The sequence below is a fragment of the Leucobacter komagatae genome, assembly GCF_000834055.1.
In the GTDB taxonomy this organism is placed as follows: domain Bacteria; phylum Actinomycetota; class Actinomycetes; order Actinomycetales; family Microbacteriaceae; genus Leucobacter; species Leucobacter komagatae_A.
Window position 1 is genome coordinate 254,658 of sequence record NZ_JXSQ01000003.1, and the last position, 10,174, is coordinate 264,831.

The window sequence follows — 10,174 nt, forward strand, 5'->3', positions numbered from 1 at the left end:
AGGGTCGAAACACAGCCTCCGCGGGTACGCTAATGCGGTGACTTCCGTCTTGCTCTATGCCCTCGGCATCCTGATTATCGTGCTCCTGCTCGGTATCTCAATCGCGCTGCACGAAATTGGGCACTTGCTGCCCGCGAAACTTTTCGGCGTGAAGGTGACGCAGTACATGATCGGCTTCGGGCGCACCCTCTGGTCGCGCAAGAAGGGCGAGACCGAATACGGCGTAAAGATCCTCCCACTTGGCGGCTACGTCGCGATGATCGGCATGTACCCGCCGTCAAAACCGGGGGAGGCCCCGCGCGAATCGACGACGGGCTTTCTCAACTCGGTCGTTGAGGAATCACCCGTCAAGGTGTCCAAGGGGCACGGCGAGCACATCGTTGACGAGATCACGCGCGTCGGCGACGTCGGCGAGCTGCCCGATGCGGATCGCGCGGCGCCCGGCGCTCCTGCGAGCATGCCGGCTGAGGGAAATGCCTCGGCTGAGAGTCTCTCGGCTGACGGCCTGACGCCCGAAGCGGTTGAGGAGGCCGAGTACCGCCGCGGCCTCGCGGGCTGGGTCGACGAGGCGCGCGACGCGAGCGCCGAGACGATCGCCGACGGTGAGGATCACCGCACGTTCTACCGGCTTCCTGTCTGGAAGAAGATTGTCGTCATGGCTGGCGGCCCGCTCATGAACCTGCTGCTCGCGTTCCTGTTCTTCGGGATCGTGATCTCCGGCTTCGGTGTCGCCCAGACGAGCACGACGCTCGGGGCGGTCAATGAGTGCCTTGTGCCCGCATCGAGCACGCAGACGACCTGCGGCTCTGACGACCCTGCGGCCCCCGCCGCGGCGGCCGGTCTGCTTCCGGGCGACAAGCTGCTCGCGGTCGACGGCGAGGCAATCGACAGCTGGGAACAGTTCCGGTCGATCGTTGCTGCGTCACCTGCACAGCCGCTGTCGCTTGAGATCGAGCGAGCAGGATCCACCGAGAAGCTCTCCCTCACCCCCGAACCCAACGAGGCCGTGGTCGTCGATAAGAACGGGCAGACGGTGCTTAACGAGGACGGCACGCCGAAGACGGCAACGGTCGGCATGATCGGTGCATCGGCGGCGACTGAGACCGTGCGCCTTCCCATCACCGAGGTGCCCGCGTTCGTCGGGGAAAACGTGAAGAACGTTGCGGGGATCATCGTCAAGCTTCCCGCACGGATGGTCGACGTCTGGAACGCCGCGTTTGGCCCCGACGAGCGCGACCCCAACGGCCCGATGGGCCCCGTCGGCGTTGGCCGGCTCGCCGGCGAGGTCGTGAGCATGGAGCAGGCGCCCATCGCGGCGCGCGCGCAGTTCATCTTCAGCCTGGCGGGCTCGCTGAACGTCGCGCTGTTCGTGTTCAACCTCGTGCCGCTGATGCCGCTCGACGGCGGCCACATCGCTGGCGCGATCTACGAGGCGATCAAGCGCGGCTGGGCGAAGCTGCGCCGCAAGCCAGACCCCGGACCCGTCGACACCGCGAAGATGGTGCCGATCACGTTCGTCGTGGTGATCGCCCTCGGGGCGATGGGCATCCTGCTCGCCTACGCTGACATCGTCAAACCGGTCGCCCTCTTCGGGTAGCCTGAGCGTCGAAGCTGGCTGAAGGGATCGGCAATGGCTGAGTACATCGACCTCGCACACCAGGGCGCGCTCACGGGGCGCCGCATGGTGGTCGCCTGGCAACCGGCGGACGCGGTGCTGGCAGGCATTGAGCAGGCGCTTGCACAGGGCTTCACGCGGCACGCTGTCGATCTTGCGGCGAAGCTCAGCGCCGAGGGGTCGGACTGGGTCGGGCATGCGGCGGTCATTGGCGAGCGCCGCAAGTCGTGGCGGCGCGGTGTGATTGCGGACCTCGTCGAGGAAGTGCTGCCGATCGACCTCATTCCCGGGCTGCGACGGACGGTGGCACCAACCCTCGTGGTGGTTGCCGCGCGACCCCTGCCCGATGGTGCGACCGAATTGCTTGTCATGCCGCATGCCTCGCGCACCGGCGACCCGGAGGCGGCGTTTGGCGCAGCCCCGCGGGTGCGCGCTGCCGCAGACGCGCTCGTTGAGGCGGCGCGCGCGGCCGGCGCGCTCATCGAGGTGGATCGCCGCTCGCTCGGCGTCGCCGACCCAGGGTGCCCCGCCTCGCGGGAGGCCGCCAAGCGGCTCCTTGGCTGGAAATAGCCGGTACATACTGTGAGGGCACCAGGGAACGGTGCCTGTATGGCGGTAGACTCCTTTCTGTGGCAGCAGTGAATTTGGGAATGCCGAAGGTACCGGAAGTTCTGGCCCCGAGGCGCAAGACCCGACAAATCAAGGTCGGTTCAATCGGCGTGGGCAGCGACTCGCAGGTATCTGTGCAGTCGATGACCACGACTCCGACGACCGACATCAACGGAACACTTCAGCAGATCGCCGAGCTTACGGCGGCCGGCTGCGATATCGTGCGCGTCGCGGTGCCGAGCCAGGACGACGCTGATGTGTTGCACATCATCGCGAAGAAGAGTCAGATCCCCGTGATCGCCGACATCCACTTCCAGCCGCGCTACATCTACGCCGCGATCGACGCCGGCTGCGCTGCGGTGCGCGTGAACCCGGGCAACATTCGCGAGTTCGACGGCAATGTCGGAGCTATCGCGAAGGCAGCGAAGGACGCGGGTGTGTCGCTTCGCATCGGCGTGAACGCCGGTTCGCTCGACCGCCGGCTGCTGCAGAAGTACGGCAAGCCGACGGCAGAGGCGCTCGTCGAGAGCGCCGTCTGGGAGGCGTCGCTCTTCGAGGAGCACGACTTCCACGACTTCAAGATTTCGGTAAAGCACAACGACCCGATCGTCATGACCAAGGCCTACCGCCAGCTTGCGGCTGCGGGCGACTGGCCGCTGCACCTCGGCGTGACCGAGGCCGGGCCGGCGTTCCAGGGCACGATCAAGAGCGCAACAGCGTTCGGGATCCTGCTCTCCGAGGGCATCGGCGACACGATCCGCGTTTCGCTCTCCGCACCGCCCGTCGAAGAGGTCAAGGTTGGTCTGCAGATCCTGCAGTCGCTCAACCTCCGTGAGCGCAAGCTCGAGATCGTCTCGTGCCCCTCGTGCGGTCGCGCGCAGGTCGACGTCTACACGCTCGCCGACGAGGTCACGAAGGGCCTCGAGGGCATGACCGTGCCGCTGCGCGTCGCCGTCATGGGCTGCGTCGTCAACGGTCCGGGCGAGGCCCGCGAGGCCGACCTCGGCGTTGCGAGCGGCAACGGCAAGGGACAGATCTTTGTGAAGGGCGAGGTCATCAAGACCGTGCCCGAGGCGGAGATCGTCGCGACGCTCATCGAGGAGGCGAACCGTATCGCCGAGGAGATGGGGCACGAGCGCGAGTCCGGCGCCCCAGAAGTCGTCACCATGAAGTAACTTCCTGGACGCGCGCGAGCGCGCCCCAGCTTCGTCAATCGGCGGAGGCTCACCCGCGGTTCGCCGTGAGTGGCCTCCGCCGATTGCGTTGGTGTGGAGGAAATGTTCGCGTGCGAAGCGCCAGCCTCTGATGCGGCGCGTACCGAGTGCGGATGCCAATCCCTGACTGGGATCGAGCGGCCTTCTTGCGCGACTATACACTCAGCGTATAGTGTGTTCACATGGCAACAATGGATTCCTCCAACGCGCTGCTCGGGCTCCTCGGCACAGGCTCGGGATACGGGTACGACCTCAAGCACGACTACGACAGGCACTTTGGCAGTGAGAAGCCGCTCGCCTTTGGACAGGTCTACGCGACCCTTGCCAGGCTGGTCAAGCACGGGCTCATCGAGCTGCTCGGCGACGAGGCGGGGGGAGGACCAGACCGCAAGCGTTACGCGATCACCGAGTCAGGGCGGGGAAGGCTCGAGGACTGGCTCTTCTCCGCCGAGGTCCCATCAGCGACGCTCCAGAGCAACCTCTTCGCCAAGACGATCATCGCGCTCTTGCTGGGAGACGACGCTGAGCGGCTACTCGATGTGCAGCGGGCCGAGCATCTGCAGCGTATGCGCGAGCTCACACGGAAGAAGCGGGGAGCGGAACTTTCGACCGTGCTCATGTGCGACCATGCGCTGTTCCACATCGAGGCCGACCTGCGCTGGATCGAGCTGACGTCTGCCAGGCTCGGCGAGCTCGGCGCGGAGGTGACGCGATGAGAGAGACTCAGCTATTTCGGGGGAGTGTTTTGCCCGAGGAATCAGACGCTTCCGGCTCTGGCGACACCACGCTCGTCACGCCTGTGCTAGCCGTTCGCGGGGTGCACCGCTCATTCGGCATGGACGTCGCCCTCCGCGGCGTCGACCTTGAGGTGATGCCGGGCGAGATCCTCGCGATCATGGGTCCCTCGGGCTCGGGCAAATCGACGCTCCTGCACATTCTCGCGGGAGTGCTCACTCCCAACTCCGGTAGCTCACACTACGGCGCGACGACTGTCAGCGACCTCAGCGAGGGCGAGCGCGCGAAGCTCCGGCTCAGCGATTTCGGGTTCATCTTCCAGTTCGGCCAGCTGCTGCCCGACCTCAGCGCAGTCGACAACGTCTCGCTTCCGCTGCTGCTCGCCGGGCAGCGGCGGAAGGTGGCGCTACGCCAGGCACGTAGGTGGTTGGAGCGACTTGGCCTCGCCGAACACGCCTCGAAACTGCCGTCCGAGCTCTCCGGCGGCCAGGCCCAGCGCGTTGCAATCGCCCGCGCGCTTGTGACCGCGCCGCGCGTGATCTTCGCCGACGAGCCGACCGGCGCGCTCGATTCGCTGACGGCTGAGCAGGTGATGCTCACCCTGACCGAACTTTCCAGAGCATCGGGAACGACCGTTGTGCTCGTCACGCACGACGCGAGAACGGCAGCGTACGCTGACCGCGAGGTCATCGTGCGTGACGGCAGGATCTCGGGAGTCGCGCGATGAAGACGCTCACGCTCAGCGCAGTGCTCGCGGGGCGGGAACGGGGCGGATCGAGGCGGCTCGCTGGCATCGTGCTCGGAGTTGCCGTCGGGGTCGCGCTATTGCTGCTCGTGCTTGCGGCACACAGTGCGCTCGGCGACCGAGCCGCTCGCACGACCTGGCCCCTCGGCGACCACATGACGGCGGCCGATCGCGAGATTCCCCTCACCGACGACACCGTGTTCGTGAGCGCTACTGGGTATTACGGCGAGCCAGACGACTACTTCGAAGGCACCGCGATCCAGCGCGTGATGATCGCTGCGACCCCCGGATCCACCGTCGCGGTCCCCGGCGTTGGGGCACCGCCGAGGCCGGGCGAATTCTACGCGTCCCCCGCGCTGCAACAGCTCCTCGCCGAGACTCCGTCCGACCAGCTCGGCGACCGTTACGGCAATCTCGTCGGCACGATCGAGCCAGCAGGCCTGCTCGGCCCGGAGCAACTGCTTGCGGTCGTCGGCGCGACAGTTGACGAGGTCGCCGCGTACCGCGGCGCGGCCGTGCGCGAGGAGCTCACCGGTTCGACATACCCCAATCAGAACTACCAAATCATCGCGATCGTCGGCGGCATCGCCGTACTGTTTCCCGTCGTCGTGCTCATCTCGATCGTCACGAAACTCGGCCAGGCCGCGCGCACCGAGAGGTTCGCAACGATCCGGCTCATCGGGGCGGAGCCGCGACTCGTCGCGAAACTCGCAGGGCTTGAAGCCCTCCTGCCTGCGCTCGTCGGCGCGGTAGCCGGCATCGCACTGTTCTTCGCGCTGCGCCCGCTCGCCGCGCTCGTGCCCATCGAGGGGTCGCGCTTCTACGTCACGGACCTTTCAGTTCCGTGGCTGGTCGCTGCGGGCGTCGCCTGTGGAACGGCCGCGCTCGCTGCCCTCGTCGCCTACCTCACAGCCCTGCGCGCCGATCTCGGTCCGCTCGGCGGGAGTCGCGACCAGCGCGAACGTGCCCCGCGCTGGTACAGCCTCGTGCCGCTCTGTATCGGAGCGGGGGTGCTCACCGCGCAGGCAGTCATGGTAACGCTCGGTCTTCCCGTTCCCATGCCCTCAGTGCTCATTCTCGGCGGGTTCGTGCTTGTCACCATTGGGCTCCTCGTCGCGGGCCCCTACATCGCGAGGCTCGTGAGCCGCGTCGGCGTCGCGCGCACCAAAGGAGCCGCGAGCCTTCTGGCGATGAGCCGCATCGCCAGGCACCCGCGTGCTGTGTTCCGTTCGGTGAGCGGCCTCATGCTCGCCCTCTTCGTCGTCACGGTCTTCGCGGTCGGGTCGACGACGGAGGAAGAACCCGTCATCGCCGACGCGCCCGCCTCAGAGCTCGTGCCACTCGACGCGCTCGTCATGGGACTTGGTGCGGGCATCGACGTCACCGCTGCGGAGACGCGGCAGGCGCTCGCAGCTGACGTTGCTGCGCTCTCGGAAGTCGAGGGAGTCGCGCGCACGATACTCGTCTACTGGACCGACGCCGACGTTCCTTCGCGGGACGGGTTCGTCATGACAGCCGGCGACGCGCGATCGCTCGGGCTGCGCGTCGCGGAGGGCGAGGAGGGCCGATTGCTCGTCGATAGCGCCTACTTTGCCGGGTACGCCACCGGTGTGCCCGCCGAAACGAGCCCGGTTACGGCGGCCGAGGAAGTAGCAGCCTATCCGTCGCTCGCGGTCGTCGTGGCAGACGGGAGCCCCGGCTCCCTCGAACGCGCCCGCACGGCCGTCGTTGCGAGCGATATTCCGCTCGCTGGGGCGCCGGCGACGCGCGCGGAGGGTGCGGACGCCGCATCGACCTCGTGGGCAGCCCGATACTCGAGCCTCGCGTGGGTAGGCATCGTCATTGCGACGCTCATCTCGGTTGTCTCGCTCGCAATCTCAACGATCGCAAGCATGCTCGACCGCAAGCGCGTGCTCGGGCTGCTCCGGCTGAGCGGCATGCCTGCGGCGACGCTTCGGCGCATGATCCTCGTGGAGACTGCCCTGCCGCTCGCTTCGGTGTTCCTACTCACCATTGGCCTCGGATTCGTGGCAGCGTGGGCAGTCGTCGTTGGGCTCAGCGGCGGATACCGCGACGTGCGGCTGCCAGACGCGAGCTATCTCGGGCTGCTCGGAATCTGCTTCGCGCTCGCGGCAATTGCGATCCTTGTCGTGTTCCGCAGCGTGCGCGCCGAGCTGCCGCTCGCTGCGACGCGCTTCGAATAGCGGAGCGCTCAGCGTCTGCGGCCCCGCCTCACACCTGCTGGGAAGCGGCCGCAGCCGGCATGGCGGGCTCGAGTTCGACGGACCCGGTCGCGACGTCGACCTGCGTGACGCGCACCGTGGCGACGGTGCCGGCCGCGAGCACGCCGTCCGGGTCGGGGCAGCGCGTGGTGATGGGTGGATCGGTGATCTGCACGCGTGCGCTCCCACCCTGCGACTCAATCACCACGACACGAAACGTTTCGCCAACGCGATCCCGCACGAGCGCCGCCTCGACCCGGTCGAGCGCTGCGGAACCGAGGCGACTCGCGAGCCCCGACGACGATCGCATCAGAGACGGCACCTCAGCGAGGCTTGCAAGCGCCCACTCCGGCACGGGCTCGCCCGCGCTCAACGCCTCGCAGATGACGAGCCCCCAGCGATCCACCAGGCGCCTGAGTGGGGCCGTGACGTGCGCATACGGGGCAGCGATCGCGGCCTGCTCCGGCTGTGCAGGCGCAGGCACGATCTCGCCATCCCGGCTCACACCGAACGCCGCGTAGTCTGCACCCCGAAACAGGCTCGACGCGGCGTGCAGCACGGCTGCGGCCTGCGGCGTGCCGCGCGGCAGCTCCCGCAGGTACTCGCCGTATGAAATGCCCTCGCGCCAGGGCACGCCGAGCACAGCAACCCGCTCGCGGAACTCAGCAAGCGACTTCGCGTCAGGCGCCGACATGGTGCGGAGGATCCCGATGCCGGCGTCGAGCATCAGACTGCCAGCGAACATGCCCGTAAGAAGCGACAGCTGCGAATTCCACTCCTCAACGGGGAGCGGGAAACGACGTTCAATCCGGTAACCGGTGTCGTCGCGGACGATCTCCTCATCAGCCATGTTCAAGCTCGCGCCCCCACGACGTTCCTCCTGCGCGATTCGGAGTGCGGCAAACTCGCCCAACAGGGCGAGCGGCCCGGACGCCTCGCCAGCGTCGATGCGCCGCTGGGCGCCGACGTAGTCGAGCTTCGCCCGCGAACGCACGAGCGCGCGCTCCACCCGCGCAGCAGCGGCCGAGCCGCCCTCGAACGCGGCGGCCCCGTCCGCGTCGACGGGGATGGTCCAGACGAAAGCAGACCGATCCTCATCTGGCAGCAGCGACGCGCGTCCCTCGCTGAGCTCCCGCGGATGCAGCGGGACTGATCCGTCGGGAAGATACAGCGTCTGCCCACGCCTGCGTGCCTCAGCATCAAGCGCGCCACCGGGCACGACAAAGCCCGGCACATCGGCGATCGCATAGCGCAGCACGAAACCATCAGCCGTCCGCTCGATGTGAAACGCCTGGTCAAGGTCGCGTGACTCGAGCGGATCAAGCGTCACGAAGTCGACCTCGCGAAGGTCGAGCGGCGGGGTCGGCGCGGCCGCATGCTCGGCCTCGGCCGTGACCTCCGGCGGGAAGTTGTCCGCGACGTCGTTCTTCTCGCGGAGCGCGGTGAGCGATGCAGCGAGCGCGCCGTGCGTCGTCTCTGGGGCAAGGTGTGTGCGCCGTGCTGGCATGGTTGTAGCCTAGCCCGTTACACCGGACAAACTCCTAGACTGGGGGCATGACAGCCCCAGCGAATCCGCAGACGACCGAGGCAATCGATGAACTCCTCCGTGTGGCAGGGGTGACGCAACAGCGCGGGCTCGTGCGCCGAATCATCCTGGCAGGGCTCGGCCTCGCCGACGACGAAGCGTCGCGTCTCGACCTGAAGATCTCCGCCGCGGCCCTCGAAGAGATGCGTCAGGCGTTCGCACTCTTCGCGCCCTACGTAGGCGTGCGCAAAGCGACAATCTTCGGGTCGGCGCGCACGAAGCCCGGCGACCTGCTCTATGACGCCGCCGAGGCCAGCGCCAAGGCGCTCTCGGAGGACGACTGGATGGTCGTGACGGGTGCTGGTCCCGGGATCATGGAGGCCGCGGCAGTCGGCGCCGGGCACGAGCACTCGCTTGGGGTGTCGATCCGCCTCCCGTTCGAGGAGGAGCCGAATGCGTTCGTCGCGAACGACGAACGGCACGTCGCGATGAAGTACTTCTTCACGCGCAAGCTCATGCTCGTGAAAGAGTCCAGCGCGTTCATCTGCCTGCCGGGCGGCTTCGGGACCATGGACGAGACGTTCGAACTACTCACCCTGCAGCAGACCGGCAAGATGGTGCCGGTACCGATCGTGCTGCTCGACCGGCCTGGCGGCACCTACTGGGCGGGATTCAAGAGCTTCGTCGTGGACGAGCTCGAGCGCGGCGGCTACGTCACGCCGGGCGACCTCGACCGGGTGCTCGTCACGGACTCCGCCGAGGCCGCCGTCGAACACGTGCACGCCTTCTGGAGCAACTACACCGACCTGCGCTGGTTCCCGACCGACGAGCCGGGGGAGCGCGACGCGCTGCTGCTCTACACTCGGGTCGCCCCAACAGAAGCGCAGCTCGCAGACCTCAACGAGCGCTTCGGTTACATGCTCGATTCTGGGGCGATCACGCTCGCGGAGCCATACCCGGAGGAGGGGGCGGAGCGCGCGAACCTCGCGCGCGTGAGGCTCGTGCCGCGGCCCCACGCGATCGGTGAACTTTATCGGCTCGTCGGAGCGCTCAACGAGTTGCCAGCGGTGGATCCGACCGGTGCGGTCGGGGCCGCGGGGTCGGAGCGGTAGTCGTGGCCGCGCCGGGGCGTGAGTCCGGTCCTGGGCCTGACCGGCTGCGCGTGATCCTGCTCGCCGAGCGGGAAACCGTGTTGAATCGCGTCGCCTCCCTCGACGCCACGCTCGCTGAGCTCGTGCGTAGCCGCGAATCCTCGAACGATGACGACGAGCACGATCCCGAGGGCGTCACGTTGTCCTCAGAATGGTCGAGGCTCAGTGGCCTCGCCGACGATGCCCGAGCCGAGCTCGCGCAGATCGACGCGGCCCTCGGGAGGTGGGCTGCTGGTCACTACGGCATCTGCGAGCGCTGCGGCAACCCGATCCCCGCCGAGCGGCTTGAGGTGCGTCCCTTCGCGACGCGCTGCGTGCGGTGCGCGAGCGAGCGGCGCCCGTAGCAGCCCGCCAGCCC

At 67.6% G+C, this 10,174-nt stretch carries 9 protein-coding genes; 8 read left to right on the forward strand and 1 reads right to left on the reverse strand.

The features are described from left to right. Nucleotides 1-37 precede the first annotated feature (37 nt). The 6 genes from SD72_RS04175 to SD72_RS04200 all read left to right on the forward strand — a co-directional run bounded on the left by SD72_RS04175 (nucleotide 38) and on the right by SD72_RS04200 (nucleotide 7,122). Complete coding sequence (locus SD72_RS04175) at nucleotides 38-1,597, forward strand: M50 family metallopeptidase (protein WP_042543153.1); 1,560 nt, start codon at nucleotides 38-40, stop codon at nucleotides 1,595-1,597. Between the two features lie 33 nt (nucleotides 1,598-1,630). Continuing rightward, nucleotides 1,631-2,185: a hypothetical protein gene (locus SD72_RS04180; protein ID WP_042543154.1), complete on the forward strand. Its 555-nt coding sequence runs from the start codon at nucleotides 1,631-1,633 to the stop codon at nucleotides 2,183-2,185. Between the two features lie 80 nt (nucleotides 2,186-2,265). Then, complete coding sequence (gene ispG / locus SD72_RS04185; RefSeq protein ID WP_042543155.1) at nucleotides 2,266-3,399, forward strand: flavodoxin-dependent (E)-4-hydroxy-3-methylbut-2-enyl-diphosphate synthase; 1,134 nt, start codon at nucleotides 2,266-2,268, stop codon at nucleotides 3,397-3,399. A 221-nt stretch (nucleotides 3,400-3,620) separates the two neighbouring features. Beyond that, on the forward strand, nucleotides 3,621-4,154 hold the full coding sequence (locus tag SD72_RS04190; RefSeq protein WP_232299635.1) for a PadR family transcriptional regulator: 534 nt from the start codon (nucleotides 3,621-3,623) through the stop codon (nucleotides 4,152-4,154). Next, nucleotides 4,151-4,900, forward strand: a complete 750-nt coding sequence (locus tag SD72_RS04195; protein ID WP_084766759.1) for an ABC transporter ATP-binding protein — start codon at nucleotides 4,151-4,153, stop codon at nucleotides 4,898-4,900. Before SD72_RS04190 ends, SD72_RS04195 begins: the two co-directional genes overlap by 4 nt. Continuing rightward, nucleotides 4,897-7,122 carry an ABC transporter permease gene (locus tag SD72_RS04200; protein WP_042543158.1) on the forward strand — a complete coding sequence of 742 codons (2,226 nt, stop codon included), beginning with the start codon at nucleotides 4,897-4,899 and terminating at the stop codon, nucleotides 7,120-7,122. Before SD72_RS04195 ends, SD72_RS04200 begins: the two co-directional genes overlap by 4 nt. A gap of 28 nt (nucleotides 7,123-7,150) precedes the next feature. Here the strand turns inward: SD72_RS04200 and SD72_RS04205 are convergent, their stop codons facing one another. Then, entirely contained in the window at nucleotides 7,151-8,647 is a 1,497-nt protein-coding gene (locus SD72_RS04205; protein ID WP_042543159.1) for an RNB domain-containing ribonuclease, read from the reverse strand. A 47-nt stretch (nucleotides 8,648-8,694) separates the two neighbouring features. Between SD72_RS04205 and SD72_RS04210 the strand changes: the two genes are divergently transcribed. Together SD72_RS04210 and SD72_RS04215 are read left to right on the forward strand one after the other, a co-directional pair. Further along, nucleotides 8,695-9,777 carry an LOG family protein gene (locus SD72_RS04210; protein WP_042543160.1) on the forward strand — a complete coding sequence of 361 codons (1,083 nt, stop codon included), beginning with the start codon at nucleotides 8,695-8,697 and terminating at the stop codon, nucleotides 9,775-9,777. A gap of 2 nt (nucleotides 9,778-9,779) precedes the next feature. Beyond that, nucleotides 9,780-10,160, forward strand: coding sequence for a TraR/DksA family transcriptional regulator (locus SD72_RS04215; RefSeq protein WP_232299636.1), 381 nt, complete (start codon nucleotides 9,780-9,782; stop codon nucleotides 10,158-10,160). Nucleotides 10,161-10,174 lie beyond the last annotated feature (14 nt).

Excerpts from the sequence above, each read along its gene's own strand:
- SD72_RS04195 (WP_084766759.1), top strand. The coding sequence starts at position 4,151 with ATGAGAGAGACTCAGCTATTTCGGGGGAGTGTTTTGCCCGAGGAATCA.
- SD72_RS04190 (WP_232299635.1), top strand. The coding sequence starts at position 3,621 with ATGGCAACAATGGATTCCTCCAACGCGCTGCTCGGGCTCCTCGGCACA.
- ispG (WP_042543155.1), top strand. The coding sequence starts at position 2,266 with ATGCCGAAGGTACCGGAAGTTCTGGCCCCGAGGCGCAAGACCCGACAA.
- SD72_RS04210 (WP_042543160.1), top strand. The coding sequence starts at position 8,695 with ATGACAGCCCCAGCGAATCCGCAGACGACCGAGGCAATCGATGAACTC.
- SD72_RS04205 (WP_042543159.1), bottom strand. The coding sequence starts at position 8,647 with ATGCCAGCACGGCGCACACACCTTGCCCCAGAGACGACGCACGGCGCG.
- SD72_RS04180 (WP_042543154.1), top strand. The coding sequence starts at position 1,631 with ATGGCTGAGTACATCGACCTCGCACACCAGGGCGCGCTCACGGGGCGC.
- SD72_RS04200 (WP_042543158.1), top strand. The coding sequence starts at position 4,897 with ATGAAGACGCTCACGCTCAGCGCAGTGCTCGCGGGGCGGGAACGGGGC.